At 37.3% G+C, this 20004-nt stretch carries 25 protein-coding genes; 3 read left to right on the top strand and 22 right to left on the bottom strand.

Features of this window, described 5'->3' with window-relative positions:
• Positions 1-524 precede the first annotated feature (524 nt).
• From cdd to ACSQ7D_RS01250, 5 genes are all read right to left on the bottom strand, one after another.
• Positions 525-1022 (bottom strand): cytidine deaminase, encoded by a 498-nt coding sequence (cdd, locus tag ACSQ7D_RS01270; protein ID WP_437135174.1) that lies wholly within the window; start codon positions 1020-1022, stop codon positions 525-527.
• A 53-nt stretch (positions 1023-1075) separates the two neighbouring features.
• Positions 1076-1690, bottom strand: a complete 615-nt coding sequence (locus ACSQ7D_RS01265; protein WP_002671253.1) for a DUF4230 domain-containing protein — start codon at positions 1688-1690, stop codon at positions 1076-1078.
• 73 nt (positions 1691-1763) lie between these two features.
• Positions 1764-2138, bottom strand: a complete 375-nt coding sequence (gene crcB, locus ACSQ7D_RS01260; protein ID WP_437135087.1) for a fluoride efflux transporter CrcB — start codon at positions 2136-2138, stop codon at positions 1764-1766.
• Positions 2139-2246: 108 nt separating this feature from the next.
• The gene (locus ACSQ7D_RS01255) at positions 2247-2861 is read right to left on the bottom strand and encodes an endonuclease III domain-containing protein (RefSeq protein ID WP_437135086.1); all 615 of its coding nucleotides are present in this window, start codon (positions 2859-2861) and stop codon (positions 2247-2249) included.
• 268 nt (positions 2862-3129) lie between these two features.
• Positions 3130-4107, bottom strand: coding sequence for a hypothetical protein (locus ACSQ7D_RS01250; RefSeq protein WP_437135085.1), 978 nt, complete (start codon positions 4105-4107; stop codon positions 3130-3132).
• 118 nt (positions 4108-4225) lie between these two features.
• Between ACSQ7D_RS01250 and ACSQ7D_RS01245 the strand changes: the two genes are divergently transcribed.
• On the top strand, positions 4226-5461 hold the full coding sequence (locus ACSQ7D_RS01245; RefSeq protein WP_437135084.1) for a ketopantoate reductase family protein: 1236 nt from the start codon (positions 4226-4228) through the stop codon (positions 5459-5461).
• 69 nt (positions 5462-5530) lie between these two features.
• Here the strand turns inward: ACSQ7D_RS01245 and ACSQ7D_RS01240 are convergent, their stop codons facing one another.
• Complete coding sequence (locus ACSQ7D_RS01240; RefSeq protein ID WP_308766481.1) at positions 5531-5947, bottom strand: nuclear transport factor 2 family protein; 417 nt, start codon at positions 5945-5947, stop codon at positions 5531-5533.
• 134 nt (positions 5948-6081) lie between these two features.
• Here ACSQ7D_RS01240 and ACSQ7D_RS01235 point away from each other — a divergent pair, with 134 nt between their 5' ends.
• Positions 6082-6339, top strand: a complete 258-nt coding sequence (locus ACSQ7D_RS01235; RefSeq protein WP_308766482.1) for a winged helix-turn-helix transcriptional regulator — start codon at positions 6082-6084, stop codon at positions 6337-6339.
• A gap of 133 nt (positions 6340-6472) precedes the next feature.
• Here the strand turns inward: ACSQ7D_RS01235 and ACSQ7D_RS01230 are convergent, their stop codons facing one another.
• Together ACSQ7D_RS01230 and ACSQ7D_RS01225 are read right to left on the bottom strand one after the other, a co-directional pair.
• On the bottom strand, positions 6473-6829 hold the full coding sequence (locus tag ACSQ7D_RS01230) for a hypothetical protein (RefSeq protein WP_308766483.1): 357 nt from the start codon (positions 6827-6829) through the stop codon (positions 6473-6475).
• Positions 6830-6877: 48 nt separating this feature from the next.
• Positions 6878-7216 carry a DUF6261 family protein gene (locus ACSQ7D_RS01225; RefSeq protein ID WP_437135083.1) on the bottom strand — a complete coding sequence of 113 codons (339 nt, stop codon included), beginning with the start codon at positions 7214-7216 and terminating at the stop codon, positions 6878-6880.
• A 174-nt stretch (positions 7217-7390) separates the two neighbouring features.
• On the opposite strand from ACSQ7D_RS01225, the gene ACSQ7D_RS01220 reads away from it, so the two are divergent.
• Positions 7391-9040, top strand: a complete 1650-nt coding sequence (locus ACSQ7D_RS01220; RefSeq protein ID WP_437135082.1) for a hypothetical protein — start codon at positions 7391-7393, stop codon at positions 9038-9040.
• Positions 9041-9560: 520 nt separating this feature from the next.
• On the opposite strand, the gene ACSQ7D_RS01215 is transcribed toward ACSQ7D_RS01220, so the two are convergent.
• From ACSQ7D_RS01215 to ACSQ7D_RS01150, 14 genes are all read right to left on the bottom strand, one after another.
• The gene (locus ACSQ7D_RS01215) at positions 9561-10010 is read right to left on the bottom strand and encodes a MarR family winged helix-turn-helix transcriptional regulator (RefSeq protein ID WP_437135081.1); all 450 of its coding nucleotides are present in this window, start codon (positions 10008-10010) and stop codon (positions 9561-9563) included.
• Positions 9985-10437 (bottom strand): EVE domain-containing protein, encoded by a 453-nt coding sequence (locus ACSQ7D_RS01210; RefSeq protein WP_095910636.1) that lies wholly within the window; start codon positions 10435-10437, stop codon positions 9985-9987. The genes ACSQ7D_RS01215 and ACSQ7D_RS01210 overlap by 26 nt, the downstream gene beginning before the upstream one ends.
• Positions 10438-10812: a DoxX family membrane protein gene (locus ACSQ7D_RS01205; protein WP_437135080.1), complete on the bottom strand. Its 375-nt coding sequence runs from the start codon at positions 10810-10812 to the stop codon at positions 10438-10440.
• Between the two features lie 186 nt (positions 10813-10998).
• Positions 10999-11802, bottom strand: a complete 804-nt coding sequence (locus tag ACSQ7D_RS01200) for a hypothetical protein (protein WP_437135079.1) — start codon at positions 11800-11802, stop codon at positions 10999-11001.
• Between the two features lie 232 nt (positions 11803-12034).
• A complete protein-coding gene (locus tag ACSQ7D_RS01195) occupies positions 12035-12412 on the bottom strand; it encodes a VOC family protein (RefSeq protein WP_437135078.1) in 378 nt (125 codons plus the stop codon).
• A 76-nt stretch (positions 12413-12488) separates the two neighbouring features.
• Positions 12489-13268 carry an AraC family transcriptional regulator gene (locus ACSQ7D_RS01190; RefSeq protein ID WP_437135173.1) on the bottom strand — a complete coding sequence of 260 codons (780 nt, stop codon included), beginning with the start codon at positions 13266-13268 and terminating at the stop codon, positions 12489-12491.
• A gap of 79 nt (positions 13269-13347) precedes the next feature.
• The gene (locus tag ACSQ7D_RS01185) at positions 13348-13842 is read right to left on the bottom strand and encodes a 3'-5' exonuclease (protein ID WP_437135077.1); all 495 of its coding nucleotides are present in this window, start codon (positions 13840-13842) and stop codon (positions 13348-13350) included.
• 44 nt (positions 13843-13886) lie between these two features.
• A complete protein-coding gene (locus tag ACSQ7D_RS01180; protein WP_437135076.1) occupies positions 13887-14705 on the bottom strand; it encodes an alpha/beta hydrolase in 819 nt (272 codons plus the stop codon).
• Positions 14706-14921: 216 nt separating this feature from the next.
• Positions 14922-15371, bottom strand: coding sequence for a hypothetical protein (locus tag ACSQ7D_RS01175; RefSeq protein WP_009413888.1), 450 nt, complete (start codon positions 15369-15371; stop codon positions 14922-14924).
• Between the two features lie 160 nt (positions 15372-15531).
• Positions 15532-15963 (bottom strand): hypothetical protein, encoded by a 432-nt coding sequence (locus ACSQ7D_RS01170; protein ID WP_308766492.1) that lies wholly within the window; start codon positions 15961-15963, stop codon positions 15532-15534.
• Between the two features lie 107 nt (positions 15964-16070).
• Positions 16071-16763, bottom strand: coding sequence for a LytR/AlgR family response regulator transcription factor (locus ACSQ7D_RS01165; RefSeq protein WP_437135075.1), 693 nt, complete (start codon positions 16761-16763; stop codon positions 16071-16073).
• Positions 16760-17839, bottom strand: coding sequence for a sensor histidine kinase (locus tag ACSQ7D_RS01160; protein WP_437135074.1), 1080 nt, complete (start codon positions 17837-17839; stop codon positions 16760-16762). Before ACSQ7D_RS01160 ends, ACSQ7D_RS01165 begins: the two co-directional genes overlap by 4 nt.
• A 49-nt stretch (positions 17840-17888) precedes the next feature.
• On the bottom strand, positions 17889-18830 hold the full coding sequence (locus ACSQ7D_RS01155; protein ID WP_437135073.1) for a DUF6268 family outer membrane beta-barrel protein: 942 nt from the start codon (positions 18828-18830) through the stop codon (positions 17889-17891).
• A gap of 133 nt (positions 18831-18963) precedes the next feature.
• On the bottom strand, positions 18964-19920 hold the full coding sequence (locus tag ACSQ7D_RS01150) for a zinc-binding alcohol dehydrogenase family protein (protein ID WP_437135072.1): 957 nt from the start codon (positions 19918-19920) through the stop codon (positions 18964-18966).
• Positions 19921-20004: the final 84 nt, after the last annotated feature.

Genomic DNA, 20004 nt, shown 5'->3' with positions numbered 1-20004 from the left:
AAATATAAAATAAAGTATAATTAGCAAAGGATATCACTTTTTTTCTACACCAAATGTGTAAATTATTTTTTTAAATAAACTTCACCTTCACCCTATCTTATCATTATCCTACCTTCGCCTTTTAAACGGATAACCACCCCAGTTGAAATCATCTTTCCCCTCCTAATACACTCTTCACTTTCGTTTTTTTTCCTCATTATCCTTCACTTAATTAACATTTTTTAACTTTTTAATATCTGCTCTTACCCTCTCATTATTAACTACTTATATACCCTTTCTATACCAATCGTCCAAGATTCGTATAAGCTTCCTATAAGCTTTCTATAAGCTAACTATACCATAACCCTATCTTCGATATCTTCCGTGTATATCCGAAATACTCCGATAATGCACTTTTGTAAATCCCTCTCTTTTGCAAAAAATAAGGCAATGGTTTTTCATACCATTGCCTTATAGCAGTTACTCTTTGTATTTCTTTTTTACGTTTATCTATTAACTCTCACCTGCCCTTGTGGCTCGCACTTTTACATCAAACTACCGTCAAAGAGGAAAGGTAGTAAATCTTTGATAGAAGCTGTTCTGATGATATTCCCTTCTGCTCCCATAAAATAAACAGGTATTAGCTTTTTCTGCTTAGTCTCGTATTCTGAAAGTGATTGCCTACACGCTCCACACGGAGAAACAGGGTAACAAGTAGGGGCTTCGGCAGTGCCCGAAATAGCAATCATCTCTATTTCTTCATCAGGACATTGGGTAGAAGCCTGATAAATAGCCACTCTTTCAGCACATAACCCCGACGGATAAGCAGCATTCTCCTGATTAGAACCTATGAAAATCTGTCCGTTTTTAAGACGAACCGCCGCTCCTACTTTAAATTTCGAGTAAGGAGCATAAGCATTTTCTCTAGCCATAATAGCTTGTTGCATTAGTTCTTGTGCTTTTTTTGGCAGGTCAGTAACCCCCTCAAAAACGCTATATTTAATATTTAATTGTTTTTCCGTTTTCATAAGTGAATATTCAATATTTGATTTATGGGGCAAATATACAGAAAATAATCAAAACTAATACACTTTTGTTATGGTTTCAGCATTTTAAAATCTTCTCTACTCTCAATAGGCGTATTTTGGTACTCTAACGTCCAGCCCACAGCTCGGGTAGCAAAAATAAGATTAGAAAGTTCGGTAAGCAATCGATTTTCGGCATTGCTCCTTAGGGTTGAAGCATTCACTTTGCGTTCCAACTCGGCTTTTACCTTCTTCTGTATCTTCTCTACATCGGTAGGAGTAAAAGGGTTCACCTGACTCTGGCTCACGTCATAATATTTCATCGTTGGGTATATCTTTACCTCTGCCTCTGGTAACGATTTAATGATGACTTTCTTTTGCTCTTCGTTTACCTCATAACTGATTTTGTGCAGGTCGTAAGCTACCGTTACATCAGCATTTACTACTGTGAGGATTTTCTTGTCAAACGAAAGCAAATCCATAAAGTACTTTTGAGTATCGGTATACGAGAGTACTTCTGCAAAATGTCCTTCAGTAACAACCAACTTGCTTACGTTGGCTATTTGCGTTTGTATCAGAGCCGTATCAGCCTCCAATCTCTCTTTGTCTTCTTTCTTATCAGTAAAATACTTTATTAATAGCAAGGCTACTACAGCCACAGCTACTCCTAACAAAAATTTCTTCATTGTCGTATATATTTTTTTAATGTAAAAACTTCTTATTTAAACACCAGCTATCGCTGGCTTAATCTATTACCTTTTACCTGTTGCCTATAATGTATCCCAAAAAGCACGCCAAAATTCCTAATCCTACACTTCCTACTACATAAAAAGTAGCTTTTAGTAGTTCATTTTGCTGAAATAAATGCAGTACTTCCAATGAAAAAGTAGAGAACGTGGTGAAGCCTCCCAAAACGCCTGTCATTAGTAATAAAACTAAATAGCTATCTACTTCTTTATTCTTGAAATAACCGTAGAGTATTCCTATCAAGAAACACCCCAATATATTTACCATAAAAATACTTATTGGGAAGGACAATATTTTACCCCATCTGCTTAATCCTACTGAAAGCACATAACGAAAAACTCCGCCCATAAAGCTCCCAAGTCCTACTATTAAAACTGATTTTATCATACTTACAATTATTTTGTTAGATTTGTTCATCACGCAAGGTTACCTTTACTTCTTCTTGTGTTTGGGCAATGATATTTTTCCATATTTTGCTCATAATTTTTTTATTTATTACTCTAACAACCACTGTTCATCGGTAAAACCTTTGCGGTAAGCTTTGCCGTGTACATCAATCACAGCGTGCCATTCTTGGCAGGTTTCTAAGGGAATTTCAGCAACTAAGGGCATACATTCTTCGCGTAGGGCTTTATAGGTTTGTGCGGTAGAAAGGTTCAGGCGGTTCAAAAGTCGTATAGCGTACTGGTCGGCTATGAACACCTTTCGCTCAAAAATGTACAACAACATTGCATCGGCAGTTTCTTCGCCCACACCTTTGATAGAGAGTAGTTCCTTGCGAAGCTCCTCAGTAGGGATAGCCTCAAACTTTTGTAAGGAAGCTCCGTGCGACACATACCATTCCATTAGGGCTTTGATGTAAGTGCTTTTTTGCTTGTAGAAGCCTGCCGGACGTATATATTCCTGTAAAGTGTTCAGTTCCATAGCGTGTAAAGCCTCTACTGATAGATTGCCCTCTAAGTTAGCAAGGGCTTTTTCGGTATTCTGTTGGGTGGTTTGTTGAATGAGAATCATCGATATCCAGTCGGTAATGCGATTGGGGTCATTCCACCAATGTTGCTTGCCGTAATGGGCTAATAATTTATTGAAAACTTTGATTTTTTGAGACATAGAAGCTAATACCTAAGGTGTTTTATAAGTTAACGTCAATTCGATATAATAATATAATACTGATTTTACAGTTGTGTTTATATTGTAATCTGTGAAATCCAGCAACGCAGTTGCCAATCCGTGCGCGTCACAATTGTCAATTGAAAGACTATCCGTGCAATCCGTGTAATCTGTGCGAGACTTTCAGGCAACTTGTTGCCTATTTGTTTGATTTTTTAAAGATTTGTAAGATTTCTGTAGCGTAAGCTACACTTTTCTTACGTTGAACTTACGTTAAGTTACTGTAATTACACAAGGATATTTCTTTTAAACCTCTGTCGAAAAGAGAAGTTAAGCAAAATTTACCTGTGATATTTTTGACTTTGTGTTTTGTCATTCCTTTAGGCAAGAAAATATTGCTATATTCGCGAGTGGTGAGCGAAAAGACTTTTTGATTGCCCTTCCAATCATCGGTTTTAAAAACAGGTGTTAGTATCACATATTCAGATTCTGTGAAACAGCCATTAACACCGCGTTTTTTATGATCGGTATGCAAATTGTCCGATTCAATAATTTTCTCGATGACCTTCCCTTCGGCAGAAATTTGTGCGAGCGCATAATAATCCATTCCCCATTTATTGACCGATGAAGCGCTTTCACCTGAAATGAAGGCGTAGATTTTTTTATCCGATATTTTAAGACTGTCTATTTTTGGGGTATCGGTTGTTCTGTTGTCACGATGTGTAAATGCTTTTTTATCTATCCAAGAAAAGGATTTCCATTTGGCAGTTTTGGCTACCTCATCAAATTCTAAAAGGGCGAAACATCTTGCATTGCCGTAATAAACTTCATTTTCAAAGCAAACAGGAATCGTTTGACTGTCGGATATATTTTGAAAATACCTCTGTTCAGCCCTCTCAGGTACAATGTTATATCTGAGTAATGATTTATTTTTTATCGGAATGAGTGTTGGCGACGAATGTACCTCTGAGTAATACCGCACTTCTTTTGTCGAGATGATGATGCCAACCCCTTCTTTATATCTGAAAAGGACAGGATAATCTCTGTCGGATGTTGGGGTATATTCAATGGGAATTGTTTTGACGCCTTCGGTTGAAAGAACAAGGGCGTAATATTTATGCCAATCGGTATGATCCGAAGTTAGGATTACAGCCGTGCCATTGGGTAGTAAAATTGAAGCATAAACAAATGAGAATTCATTGTCAAATTCCCATTTTCTCAAAAGTGTTAGTTTAAAATCGCTCATATCCTTTCTTTTTTGCTGACAATTTATTCGGCAAAAGTAGTAAATAATTTGCTAATTAGCTAATTAGCAAATTGACTAAATTATTATTATCTTTGTGCCTTAAAAAAAACATATTATTATGGAATTGCAAGTAGGAAAGAGCTATCGGGTAAAAAATGATATTTTCAGCTTTAAAGCGGGTGAAGTTTGGTCGTTAGTAGATGAGGGATACCAAGTGTACTACGGCGAACAAAATTATGTATTCGTTAATGCCGAGAAAAATTGTCATTTTATGGTATTGCGTAATACTTCCGATGAAGATATGGAAATAGGATGCCATTTGGATAGGTATTTTGAGGAAATTGAAGGGGATGATAATAATTTCATATCTTTGTCCTTAGATAAAAAAGACACTATGAAAATCTTAGTAATAGGCATAGGCGTTATAGGCTCTATTTACGGCTATGTATTTTCTAAAGCAGGACACACAGTAACACATTACCTTAGAAAAGACAGTAAAAAGAATAACATACACACTTTAAACGTTCATATCTTGGACGGACGTGGACACAAGAAAGGACTTTCGTATACCGATAGCTATTCTATTGAGCACGCCACGGAAAAGGAGTATGATTTTATCTTCATTGCGGTACCTTCTGGAAAATTAGCAAGTGTGATAGAAGAACTCAATAGAGAGCATATTACAGGAACACTGCTCATTGCTTGTGGTATTTGGGAAGATAAGAATTATCTGGAAAAACTCTTAGGTAATCGTCCTTATGTATTGGGTTATCCCGTAGCAGGAGGCAATTTAGAAGGTGAGACTCTTAATGCTTGTCTGTTTGACCATTTTATGCTGGAGAGCAAAGCAAAAACTACTATCGATAATTATGACGATTTATTAAAGCTATTTAGTGATTGCCACATAGCCTTAGAACACCCTTACGATATGCTCGAATGGATATGGTTACATCTGGCTATTAATGCGGGAGTTATTTCGGTAGCAAGTACTACAATGGAAAATTATAGCAATAATGCACAAACTACTGAGGCAGCCGAGAAGCTAATGCAGTCTGCCAAACTACTGAAGCAAGCCGTAAAATCGGTACGTGAAACGGTGAAGATAGTAGCCTCACGAGGAGTGGTACTAAAACACTACAACAACGAGTTACTACCTTACAAATTGCCTACTTTCCTTTCAGCACCTTTGATGAAAAGAATGTTTGCCAACAATATCCTCACCCAAAAAATAATGACCCTTCACAACAACCTCCCCGACTTATTATATGTATGCAAGTGCGTGTATGAAGAAGGTAAGAAAAAAGGTATAGAAGCACCTTTGTTCTATAAAAATTGCAGTAAGTTACCAATGTAATGGAAATACCTAAGGTTTAGTATAACATAAAAATCCCCGCTCATAGTATTCTCTACGAGCGGGGAAATATTATCTCTGTTGGTTAGATAACCTGAGGACTTCTGTCCAGAAAGCGTCCTCTTCGTCTATGTGTTCAGAGAATAACCAAACCTCTTGTATTTTGTCATTCTCTACCCGATAGAGATCAATACCTCTCATTCGCATACTTTTGTCAAAAGCAAAGACCTCAAAAGCAACAGCAGCAGCTACTAAAGGGTCGTTTTCGGTGATATAATCAATTTGGTCAATAGCAAAAGTGCCTCCACTGAGTTGCGACATTCTTCCCAAATGAGAGAATACAGCCTCTTTACCTTTGTAACTGCCTGAAAGAGCCCCTTTCCCTGGTTGGTGCCATACTAAATCATCGGCTAATAAACTGCCTACTTTCTCAAAATCTCCTTTAGCTAAGGAGACATAAAACTGATGTACAATTTCTGTTTTTGTCATTTTTATATGAATTTTTCCTTGTTATTTCACTGCAAAATTATACCTTTGTATCCAAGCACACAAGTACTTACGAGAAAGTAAGCACCTTACAAAAAAGTTAGAATTACTCAGTATCAAATAGAAAAAATATTGCGATGAACGAAAAAAATATTAACAAAGACTGTCCTGTATGGCGAACAATGCAAATAATGGGAAGCAAATGGGCAATGCTTATACTGTTTCATCTCAGTCAGCGCACACATCGTTATGGGGAACTAAAGCGTGCCATTCCACAAGTGAGTGAAAAAGTACTCAATGAAGAACTAAAAACGCTCTGCACTCATCAATTGGTAGCAAAAGTAAGTTATCCAGAAGTACCCCCGCGAGTGGAGTATATTCCCTTACCGATTTAGGTAAAGAAGCCTTGCCTATCATAGAAGCAATTATCCGTTTTGGAAATGACCACTTGAAGAATAGCTAATAAAAACCCTCCTCACTTATAGTATTCTCTACCAGTGGGGAGGGTGTTGTATCTTTTCCAAAAGCTTATGACTTGGCGGGAGTCGTTGGGGTATCTTTACCTTTAGCACTGCGAGTGGAACGTACTTTAATGGCAGTGTTCGTATCGGTGATGATTTGCGTTACAGTATCGGCGAAATGGCGGTACTTGGTCGCATCTACCATTTTCATTGTAGTGGCGTAAGGCACGAGCTTTTCGTTGATGAGCGTGAACATAGGGGCTTTCATCTGAGTAGCCGAATCCTGCTTTACGTTATGCACCAACGTTTTCTCATAGCCTACACGATGCGTATTGAACGCCTCTTGTGCCTGCCGTATTCCGTCTATACACTCGGTTACCCCTTGTAGCTCTGCTATGAGGGTCGTAAGGTCTGGGGATTGCAAATCCTTCAGAAGCGCAGCGATATAGGACGATTTATCCGTATAATTTTTCTAGATAAGTCGTAACCCATACTTGGAAAACACCTTGTGCAGGCGTTCGCCCTTTTGCTTAACGGTAGCGATGGGCATAGCGCGGTAACCTTCGATTACCTTGGAAAAAGTGCGAATAGCGTTGTTGCGCACTTTGTCAGCCTTTTCGAGTTCGGAGACTCCTTTATCGCGCTTGATAGCCTCGGTAAGATTAGCCGAGAGTGTTTCCATTTCGGTAAATAGAGATTTAAGAAAAGCGTCCTCAGCGAGGGCGGTTTCGCTCTTGAAGAGCGCCACGAGGCGGTCGGAAGTATCATCCACCTCAGTGATACGGGCTTTTTGTAATAGCTTAATTCCCATAGTTTTGATATTTTTGTGCTTTTAGCTGTTAATTTTCTACTACAAAAGTACGAATTATTTTTGAATTGACAAGAGATGGAGTAATATTTTTTTATTATCTTTGCAATTGTATTTTTCTCTTAAAAATATACTATTTAATTTATCAATTGTTTAATAAAAATCAAATTATACGATATGCCAGTAATTAGATATGAAAATATGGATATTTATATATCTAATAAAGAATATGAAATTTTATATTGGGATGAAATATCTCAAATTATTAAAAACAAATATTTTATAAAAACAGAAGAAATATATGATTACAATATAATTAAGGATATATTATATGATATTTTTAATTTTTTCTGTGATAGAATAGATGATCTAATTAAGAAAGAAAATAGATTTTCTTTTTATTTATATTGTATTTATATAAATGAAGGAATGAGTAATATATATATGAAACAAATAAAAGAAAAGCATATATTAAAAATTGATGAACAAGATTTCATATTAATGAGAAGATCATTAAAGATAATAATAGAGCAATCTGTAAAATATAATTTAATAGGATGTAATAATTTTAGTTTTGAAATTGAAAATAATATTAATGAGTATATAGACTATTTAGATAAATTATTATTAGTTACTAAAGAGGCTATAAAAATAAGTGAACTTATAGCTATAAATGAACATTTTAATAGTTCTATATCAATAAAATATTTTCGGGGAAATAATAATATAAAAATAAATATTAATTTTCCATATAATGAACTATTTAAAAAGATATACCTTAACTATATATATGATAATAAAGATGTATCTCTATCTAAAATTATTTACAAGTTTAAAGAATTCATTTTTAAAGAATATAAGATATCATATGATAATCTATGTGATTTCTATCATTATTTGAATAACAATAATACTGACTTTACTGTTATGTTATTAGATAAAGGAATTAATAACTTAAAAAATGATCATAAATTAGCTAATGGTAATTTTATTGATAGTTTTTTTGAAGGTATTACTCTTTCTAAAGAAAATGTAATAGAAACTAAAAAAAGTATAATTAATGCCTTAAATCAAAATAGATATATTTTTAGACCTATACTTAGACATAATATAGATGGGAAAATATACTATAAAATAGGTATAAATCAATGGCAAGAAAGTATGTGCTTATTGACAATAAATCATATCCCATTTGGGATTTATCCTACTGAATGGAAAAAGAATAAGGAATTAGAAATGTTCTTTAATAAATATAATGAAAAATTTCACGATAAAGAGCTACAGGAACCTATTACTGTTTTATTGAATGATAGGGAAATCCCTTATGAAATAGATATAGAAAGCTTTATTACTCAAAATAGTCACAATATAAATATAAAGAATGATATAGGAGATATAGATATTTTATTTATTAATGATAATAATAGAACTATTTATATTTGTGAATGTAAAAATATTAGATTTAAACACGATTATAAAGAGTATAAAAAAGACTATGATAAATTTAAAGCTAAGTTTGAACCTCAATTAGAAAGAAAAATAAATTGGGCTAATAAAAATAGAGAAATTATTCAAGAACATTTTAAATTAAGAGACAATAAAATAGAAACTATAGATATTTTAAATTATAAAATTGAAGGTATTTTTATAATTAACGCCTCAACAACCTATATGTATAATGGAAAATATAAATGTTATACTATTCATACTTTTGCAAGAATGTTAGATGGAGAAAATGTGTTTGAGGAAATAGATTTAGAATATAACGGTAAAGATTACATTATTGAATATCCATATTTTGATAATGTAGGAAAGATATTTATTTAAATTCTATTTTTTCAAAAAATAATCTTTGATAATTATACAATAACCACCCATTGCCCGCGAGAAAAGGGTATCTTTATAAATATTTTAGGCTTTTTCCCGCAGGAAAAAGCCTAAAATATTCGTTTTTCTATATTTTTTTAAAATGCCAAAGGTTGCCCAAGCGATAAGTTAGCCTTTGGGAAAAATGCCACAAGTCCATAAAGTGTTTTTGTAAGGTTTTTTCACCTGAAAAATACCTAAAACACCCCTTGCGTTGCTGTTTTTCATTGTGCCATTAGCTAAAAAAGCATTTGCGCTATGCATGGCACGAGGAAAAACGCTTTTCTTTATTCTCTGTTGTTCATCGTCCAGCAGTCGGTGATTTTCCCGTCTTTAATTTTTAGAAAATCAGTACCTACTTTCACAGCCTTTTTATCTCCTAACGTAGCAGTTACACGACTCTCCCTTCTTCAAAGCATTCACTCCATTAATACCCAAACAAAAACCTATATCAAGGATAGCAAGGAGCAAAACGATTCTGCTAATTCGTCAAAAGTTTGTGCAGTTGAGCGTTGAACGAGGACTGTTCGGTAGTCAAAATACTGAAAAATTCATCGTCAAAAGCCTCGACCTTAGCGACGGCTTGCGCGATAAGTTCAGCACCTTGAGCGGTGATAGCAACTACTTTGGCGCGGGTGTCGGTCTTGTGTTCTTCCCTTGTAATAAGGTCTTTGCTCTGCAAAGTGCGCACCACTTGCGAGGTGGTCATTGGGTCTATCTTGGTGAAATTTGCCAAAGACACCTGCGTGATTTCCTTTCCTTGTTGGGCAAACCACTGGGCACTCGCCAAGAGTACAAACTGGGGGTGTGTGAGGTCGAAAGGTTGCAACACTTTTTTGATTCCGCGTTGCCATAACATACTTACCTGCCAAAGTAAAAGCCCTGAGCTTTCTTCGGCTTTCAAATTAAAAATTGAGGGCTGAGAGGTCATTGTGTAACATTTTAGAGGCTATAAGTTTAAAATCGTTTTCGGATATTTCCAAAATACCAAAGCGAAAAGGATATCCCCACGCCTTTTTGTTGGGTATAAAGTCCAATAGCTCGATAAGGTCGGCTATGGGTGTTTCTTCGCAGTCTACAAAAGTAATATTTCTCCTAAACGGACAGAAATTTTCACTCATCTGAAAGGCATAGACTTCCTCGTCTTTCACTCTACCAATAGCCGTGAAGGCTTGGCATTTGTCTTCTTTTCCGAAATAGCGTTTGGAAGAGTAATAGAGAATACCGTCTCCCTCCTGCATACGTTTCAAAGGCTGTGCCTTGCCGTGGCAGGCTTGGGCAAAGCCTCCCGCAACGCCCATTTGTACATGGTCTCTGCTCGCCACGATAATCCAATATTTGATAGGTCTGTTTTTCATTTATAAATGGAATAGGAGTTCGTAATAATTTCTATATGAATATAGTAAAAATACATTCATCAAGAAAATAAATAAGCCAGGTCCTACCACAGGAGGAGCTACAAATAAGTGAAATAGCAAAATATTGATAGAGATAGGTAACAATATCAATATTGCTAAGGGCGCTAAATACCCTGAGAGTAACAAAATTCCAACAATCAATTCTGTTACTTGCACAAAAGTAAGCAAATAGCCCGTTTCTTGAAAAGCTTGCATAATGTGTTGTGCTTTTTCAGGCATTTTTGGTTTAAAAGCCTTGATAAAAAGAGCATTCACTGGAAATACTACCAATATAACCCCTAATACAATACGTACAATAAGTGTAGCGGTTGTCATAAAAATTAATATTTGTAATTCGGGCGCAAAGGTAATATGTTTTTATATAATAAGCAAACTTACTATATATTATTTTATAAATATTTTTTTGAGGTGTAAGTATTACTATAAGTTAGGGATATAAAAACTCCCCGCTGGTAGATTTCTCTATAAGCGGGGAGGGGCTTTGTATGTTTTCTAAAGGTTTTATGGCTTTTCATAGGTTGGTGAAGGAGAGGCACTATAACCACCCACGAACCATTCCTTTTTTTCGCTATCATATCTTAGAATCTCTGTAGATGAATTGTCCTTGATATAGAAAAAATAAGTGAAATTTTGATATTCAGACCTAAATAGATAAGAAATTTCTATATTATCAGGGGCTAATTTGAGCCTTATGAGTAGCTTTTTTATAAAAAGAGAAGTTTCCTTGTCTTCTTTTAGGCTTTCAAAAGATTTATCTATATCGGAAATGCGTTTTCCAAGATTATTATCAGGAATGTAGTCATACATTTCATTAGTTTTAGGGTTAAAGTAGCCTAATATATTAGCTCTCCCACCGTATTGTTGTCCTGCTTCAATATGAAAATAGAATATACCTTTATATTCTTTGGTTTCCATACTATGTGCGAGATTTGCAAAAGCTCCCGTATGAGAGTATAATCCTATATAATAGGTTTTGTGTGTTTTTGTAGTTAAATCAAAACTTACAGCGGTTACTACTCCCCAACAAGAATAGAAAACAAGTAGTTTGTTGTCCAAATGAAATCCTTTGATGATATTATAAGTATGATATGCACCTTCTCCTAAATATTTACTTGTTGCCCAATTAGAGTCCTTTTTATAAGTAGAGAGAAATATTTTAGTTGCTTCTCCTGATTTTTTGTCTATATAAAGTGTACGGAATTCGGCTTGCTTCTCACCACTATCATCTCTGACTAATCGCAGGGTAAAATCCTCGAAATCTTGTTTGTAGATGGTATCTATATCTGTCTTAGTTTGACTAAACATATTTTGAGAATAGTTAAGCATAAAGATTAAGAATAGGAATATTCTCATAGGTTAATTTTTAGAGGATTGTTTGAGAGCAAATAGTTTGCCTCCTAACCAAATGGCGAATTACAAATTACGAATGACGAACGACGAATGACGAATTACGAATGATGAGTGCAAAAATAGTGAATAATTAGCAAATTAAAAAATCCCTGCTGAGAGATTTCTCTTTCAGAGGGGATTTTCATTTTTATTCGGGTGCGGAATAGGTTACGATGTCAATGCCGATGCCGTTGGGGTCTATAATAGCAAAATGGCGGTCGCCCCAAGGCTCTTCGCGTAAGTCTATGGCAATGGGTACGCCCTGCTCTTTTAACTTGTGGTAATACTCATCTACATTCTCTACTTCAATGGTGAGGTATACGCCCTGTTGGGTAAAAGGTTTTTGGAAGAGAGGCTGTTGCGAAGGGTGATTAGGCAACAAAAAACTGATTTCTGCCTCGTGATTAGGGGTGTGCAACAGCAAATAAAAGTCGTTTTCGAAAGTAACACCAAATTGCAATACTTGGGTGTAGAAAACTTTGCTCTCGGCTAATTTCTCGGTGATAATACCTGCGTTTAATTTCATTCTGATAATGTATTTGTTATTCGGGGGCAAAAGTACCGCAAGCGCAGGGAATACGATTGTAAAAAACGGACATTCTTCAGCCCAACACCTTGCTCGGGGTATCGCCATAGAATGTTTTAAACGATTTGATAAAGTAGGCTTGGTCGTAATAAGTGTCTAAAAAAGAATGGTTGTGATAGGCTTTTGCACTTAGTATATGTTGGAAGCGCACAATATTGCTAAAAGTCTTAGGGCTATCGCCTATGTAGTAGTCGAAAAGGCGGCGCAACTGTCGGGCACTGATACCAGTATCTAACTCACTGATGTGCATCGTGCCTTTGCTCTGTAATATCTGCAAAAGTGCCGAGAAAAAGCGGTTGTCTATCTGCAAAGGGCGTTGTGATAGGTGGCGGAGAAAATAGTTGTCTAAGCATTGTGCAATGGTAGCTAACGAAAGGGGAGTTTCCAACTGCTGAGCTATAAAAGTAGCCAGTGCGGGCACTACCTCGCGCAAGGGGATTTCTTGTGCGCTGATTTCAAAAGCATCTTGACCAAAAAGCAGCGGAAAGGCACTGGGCAGAAAGCGCACCCCTACATAGTGGAAAGCCCCCGTTATAGGAAACTCTATGTATGTATTGCAATAGCCCATAACGGAACTCATCTGCGGGGCGTTGCAGTCAAAAAATAGGTCTATACAACCATCGGCAACTACTCGGTAAAAGAAAGGCGTGTTACGCGGAGGTGATTTCAGTTCCCAATAGCAATAGATAAATGAGCGCAAAGCCTCACACGGAAGAAACTCGGTATAGGTAACCTCTTTTTCTTCCGCAGGTATAATCGATTGTATGGGGTGATAATAGGGGCGAAGTGATAACACGTTGTTTGCTATTGATAGAGTGCAAAAGTACAAATAATTAGCCAATTTTTTAGATTTGCTAAAATTTTTGCTTGCTATCTTACTTGAAAAGTTCTAAAGCAATATGTGCGCAAGCCTCGGCATCGGCTAAGGCGTGGTGATGTTGCTTGAGATCAAATCCAAAATAAGCGGATACGGTGTTTAGCTTGTGATTCGCAAGCTGTGGGAGGCTCTTGCGCGCTGCTCTTAAAGTACAAAAGAAAAGATTGGTGTGCTGTGGGAGCGCGTAATAAGCTAATACTGCTCGCAAACAACCTTCATCAAACACACTATTATGAGCTACAAGGGGTAAATCTTTTATTTTTGGCAATATTTCTGCCCATACTTCGGGGAAGAGCGGTGCTTTTTCGGTGTCGCGCTGTGAAAGACCGTGTATTTGGGTATTGAAATAACTATAAAAGTTTGGTGCAGGTTTAATCAGTTGGTAATAAGTATCGACAATCTCGTTATTTTCTACAAAAACGAGTCCGATACTGCATACGCTACTGCGGTATTGGTTGGCGGTTTCAAAGTCTAAGGCTGCGAAAGTGTTCATTTTATTCAGGTAACAAGTAAAGTCAGTGTTATATCGAACTCACGTTATTTAAGTTGTTTTTTCATCCATTGACTTACCTCGGTGGCGGGGATATCTTCTTGGTTAGAGAAAATGTGGTCGGCTTTTGGAGTGATTGTTAATTCGGCGTTTTTGTAGAAATACAAAAGATATTCACTATACGAGTAAGGTACAGCTCTATCACCTGTTCCGTGAATGATTTTTACCTTTCCTTTGTAACGCTTAGCGGCTTCAAAAGGCTTTATGCGTTGCCCTGAAAGAATATAGTCCTTGCCTACGGTAATTTTGCCTGAGGAGAGGCTCACCTTATCGGGGACATTTAGGGGGTCGAAGGTAGTGCCAAAAAAAGACCCTTGTAACATATTATCGTGAATGATAACTGCTGGAGCTAGCATTGCTACTGCCTTGATTTTGCTCTTGCCGAGTTCTGAACTGAGCAATATTGAGATCAGCCCTCCTTGTGAATGGCCATAGATGCCTATTTTACTCACAAAAGGCAGTTGTTCAACATACTGAACAATACGGCGCGCATCTTCTAATTCGTTATCGAGGCTCATTTTCTCGAAGTCGCCATCGCTTTTCCCGTGTCCGTTGAAGTCGAAACGCACAGAAGCAATACCTTCTTTGGCAAGGGTTTCGGCTATAGTAATGTTTATTTTCTCGTTGATATTTCCAGTAAAACCGTGAAACATAATCACCACGGGGATTTTCTTTTGGTTAAAATTGTCGGGAGTAGTAAGCACCCCTCGGAGTTTGCCTACCGCACCTTGTATTTCTAAGGGTTCAGTTTTGGCATTAGCCCAAAAAAACGTCGTTAAGAACAATAAAGTCAATACTTTTTCCATCTTATCTGATATTTAGTGTTTATTATTTTACAGGGACTATATAGTTATCCATTTGAAATGACTCTGTGATAAATAATGAAAGTTCAACGTAAGTAATTATTTAAAAAACAGCAAAGTATTTTAATCTTCCACAAAACCAGCGAGTTGGCGCTGCTGGGTAATGTGGAAGATAAATTTTCACGAAATTGACAATTTTACGTTTACTAATTTTGAAGACTACTTTTTCAATCGTTTGAAAACAAAGCGGGTGATAAAAAGCCCTGTAGAATCGTCTTTACCTGAATTACTTTCTACACCACTGGTAACAAAGGCGAGCTCCCATCCTTCTTCACTCATTGCATTGAGTTTGGAAGTGATAAGGGCATCGTTGGCAGCGATATTCTGAAAGCGAATCCCTCCGAGGTTAAAGAAGTTTAGCAACTTGGTTTCGTCAAAACCTTTGACACGAATCTCATCACGGTCGCTTTTGTTACGTTCATCCCCGTCTTCGGAGCGGGTGGTGGTAAAATCTTTGTAATTGCGCTCATCGTTAGTTGAGATCAAACGAGAACGACCGATTCCATAAGGTACGACCGATTCTACAGCAGTTACGACTTTAAATTCGTAGGTTTGTGCTGTAGCTACAAAGCCCACAAGGGCTAAACAGAATAAAAAAATCTTTTTCATTGGATTTGTATTTGATGATTTAGGGGCAAAGATACGAAAATAATTAGCAAATTAGCTAATGTGATAATTAACTTCTTCTTACTTAAAAAGTTTCAAAGTCTAAGGTTATGAAAGTATTCATTTGTTCAGGTAAAGGAAAATATAGCAGAGTTTTTACAAGTTAATTTTTAGAGGATTGCTTGATTTTATCGAGTTTTATCCCTAACCAAATGGCTACCCCTAAGGTTTGTATACCACAGGAATATAAGAATGCTTCGCGTATTTCATATAAATGATGTCTATCAATCCATTTACCATCTTCTAAAAAACTGAAAACTATGGCGCCTATATTTACAGAAATAAAGGTGAGTACAAAAAATAGAAGAACACCTATTATTGCGTTTTTAGAAGTGAGTTTTATGTACTTTTCTATGATTTTAGCTATTAAGAAAGAGGGAATTACTCCTGCAAGTAAGGGGATAAAGATAATCCCTATAATTGAATCGGCTGCATCTGTTCCGCCATAGATTGTTCCTAATATATATACTGAAATAACAACAACTATAGTCTCTATTATAATTGCCTTGCAAAGTAATGAAGAGGTATGAGGCATAATTTTAATGACGAATGATGAATGACGAATGACGAATGATGAATGATGAATGACGAATGATGAATGATGAATGACGAATGATGAGTGCAAAAGTAGTGAATAATTAGCTAATTAGCAAATTTGCTAATTACTTCATACGCCCTGCCTATAGGAATTTCTGTCTCACCTATATACACAAACTGGTGGGTGTAGGAAGTAATGTGTTGTATATTCACTACATAACTCTTATTGACGCGTACAAATACCGAATCGGGGAGCTGACTATGTATGTTTTTGAGATTGATCCACGTGATGTACTTATCGGTGAAGGTGTGGATAATCACATAATCTTTCAATGCTTCTATATATAGGATATCGTTATGAGGAATGCGGTAATTGCGTCTATTGGCGCGGATACTGATGTATTGCGTATCGGTAGCTTCAAAGTCGGTTTTCTGCTGAGAGAGCAGTTGGAGATAATTTTCGGCTTTGGCAACGGCTTTTTTAAATCGTTCGGGAGTAATAGGCTTTACTAAATAGTCGAGGGCATCTACTTCATAGCTGTCTAAGGCATATTGGCTGTAGGCGGTAGTAAAGATAACCAAAGTATGTTCAGGTAAGGTTTTGGCAAACTCCAAGCCGTTTACCCCAGGCATCTCTATATCCAAAAAGAGTAGGTGTACTTCGTTCTTTTTCAGAAAGTCAGCAATGCCTACAGTGTTTTTGAAGGTGCCTACTACCTTCAAGTTGCTGTATTGCCTTACAAGGCGCTCCATACCAATACGGGCTAAGGGTTCATCGTCTATTATCAAACAATTCATAGTTGTAGCGCTAAGGTTACTAAATATTCTTGTGGTAGTGCTTCTTGTGACAGTTTAAAACGGTTGCCATAGAGCAGTTCTAACCGCCGGCGGAGGTTAGTTAATCCTATACCGCTGAATTTTTGTTGAGGATTAGGTTGCAAAGGTACGGAATTGCGTACAGAAAAGTGTAACCATCCCTCTTTTTGTTCACATTTTATATAGATATAGGTAGGAGCAAGGGCATCAATGCTATGTTTTACAGCATTTTCAGCTAAGATAAGCAGTATGTTGGGGGGAATTTGTATGCCTTGTACGTTCTTTTCATTGTAGGTAATCTCATAAGTAAAATCATCGCGGCGCATTGCTTCCAAAGAGAGAAAATCGGTGAGAAAACGCAATTCGGAAGAGAGGAAAACTCGCTCTTCGTGCGATTGATAGAGCAAATGTCGCAAGAAATCGGATAGTTTTGCGATGCTATAAGAGGCTTTTTCGGGGTCGATATACAACAATGTGTTGATACTATTGAGCATATTGAACAAAAAGTGTGGTTGTATCTGGCTACGGAGGGCTTGTAGCTCACTTTTGGCAGCTTGTTGTTCTAATTCTTGCATCTTTTCGGTGCTTTTTATCCACAATTGGAATATTTTTATGAGTGTGGATAGCATTATAAAGGGCAATAAACTCAATAATGAAAAGATAAATAGGGTAGGGATAGGCAAAGCCATCGCTTTTTTTAGGTCTTCACTGATAATATACTCTCTCCATATTACTGTGTTTAGGTAATAGGTAATCACTTGGCAAATAAGGAGAACCCCTATAAGGCTAAAAGCATAGATAACAAGCTTTCCCCTGAACAAAAAGCGTGGGATAAGGACATAGAGATTTAGGTAAAAAGCCAGCGTGATAATCATACACCTTTCTATCCAGTCCCAATGGTCTACAAAACCTTTGTAGGCTCCCCATTCTTTAGTAATTAGGAAAAACAACAACAATGATAAACAAGCAGTTATATGCCGATAGATGCGGTATCTATCAGCTATAAGAAACTGCAAGAAGAAGTTGTTTTTTAGAAATATATAGGGATTTTCGTCCATAGTTTCTATTTGGTAAAGTCTTACCTTTTTAGATTTTTGAAGCCTGTTATTAGTTTCCTCCGATTGTAATCCCTGCCGAAAGGTAAAAAGCAGGATTGAACTGACTGGAACGAGGGGTGCCATCTTCATTTTTGGCTTCAGACTTGAACATCGCAGAGAGTTTACGCTCTTGATATACACCCGAACGCAAAAAGTTAGCCCCTGCTATAATAGGAATACTTAGGTGTTTACCAATTTTAAATTCAGGTTGCAAGCCTGTGATGATATTCTGTTGGGTGAAAGTTTCCTTTCGTCCGTTACGTTTTAAGTAAGCGGCATAACCTCCCACATTAGCAACTAATTTCAGATTGAAGTGCTCGCTAAAGTTATACCCAAAAGCAATTTTTGCACCATCGATAGAAGCAGCTTCTATAGTGAATTTGTCGGCAAAACCACCTTTGTATTTAACATAAAGGGCAGGGAATAGCATAGGGTAGCCAAATGTGTTGTTAAGGGCGGCACCTCCCCCTATTTCGAGGTTGGGTTTCCAGTGCCATATAAATACTACAGCACCATTTGCTACTACATTTTCACCTATATGAATAGACGAAAGACGATTTTCGGGGGTATAACTTCCTGCACCGAGTGCCATAAGCATAGACCAACGTGTTTTTAAAGGGCGGAGATGAATAGCGCTCACGCCGAGGTTCATCACCTCTGAAGGGAGTTCTTTCCCGATAGGAAAGTTGTGGTTGTTCATCTTTACAAAAGTACCGCTAAGAGCCACGCCCCAAATGGTAGCACGCTTATAAGGGTCATCTTCAGCGGGCGTTTGCATCGATAGGGGCACCATTGCGCCTACCGAATAAATCATAGCCGAACCATTGCCCGTATTAGTATCAGCTACTGCATCGTAGAATTCAGAGTTGCCAATGTATTCCGTTTTTACGCTAATTTGCGCAAAAGAATTCATTCCCAAAAGCAAGATTATAAAAGTAAATATTTCTTTCACTATAATAAAGATTTAAGTATTACAGTGGCAAAAGTACAGAAAAACGGATTGTTAGAAGATGAAAGAGCTGTTTTTCTATACCAAAAGCAGGAATTGCTATATTAATGAGCTGATTCAATGATTTGTCGATTAGCTAATTTAGCACTACTACTTTGCCATAGCCTGCATTGCTTTCGACGTATTGGTGCGCAGCGACTATATCTTCTAAGGCAAAAACTTTTTCGGGGGCTACGGGTACGTGGTACTGCTCGATATAGGTAAATAATGCCCTTATCTTTTCGGCATTTACGCTACCTGAATAGAAGGTAGTAAGGTAGGCATTGTGCAGGAGGTCGCGGGTGGGGTCAAAATCTTCTAAATACCATTTGCCTCCTAACAGTCCGGTAGAGCAGATGATGCCGTATTCTTTTATATGGGCAAAAGAATCTTTAATGCTGGCAGGACCTACTAATTCTAATATTTTATCAAAACACTCCTCGGTGGCTAAAGTGTTATCGGTATCGGTGATGATGGCATCATATCCTAAACGCAAGAGAGTAGCTACTTTTTCAGCATTATCACCTCTGATAGAGCCTATTACCCTAAGGGCTGGGTATTGGGCTTTTACAAGACGCAAAAAGGCTATCCCAACCCCACTGGCAGCCGCGCGCACTAACACGGTATCGGTAGGTTTGATTTGCAGATTCTGCATAGAGCCAAAAGCGGTGTAGTAAGTTTCGGGTACCGCGGCGAGGTCGCTCCAACTAAGAGAGGAGGTTATAGGATATACCTGTGTATTGGGCAAGAGGGTATATTCGGCATAACTGCCGTCAAAAGCTCTGCCCATTTCGCCCATTAGCGATACAACGGTTTGCCCTACCCTAAGTGTAGGACTAGTGGTAGCTTCCACTACCCCTACGCACTCAATGCCTAAGATACGCGGGAATATGACTGAGGGGGAGTGCCCTTGCCGTGTGAATATCTCGGAACGATTGATGCCAAAGCCTTTTACTTTTACTAACGTCCACCCTTCTTTTAGCGTAGGGATAGGACGTTCTTCTATTTGTAATTGGTGGGCATCGCCTGCTTGGTAAATAACGATTGCTTTCATTTGTATACGCACCACCTTTATTACAGATACCGAGGGTACAGTGACCCGCATCATTGGCCCGAAGGAAGTGAAAGTGAGGGCTCA

Source organism: Capnocytophaga sp. G1920 (genome assembly GCF_051417515.1).
Note: the sequence above shows the minus strand (reverse complement) of the source record. Positions and strands in the feature narration are given on the sequence as shown.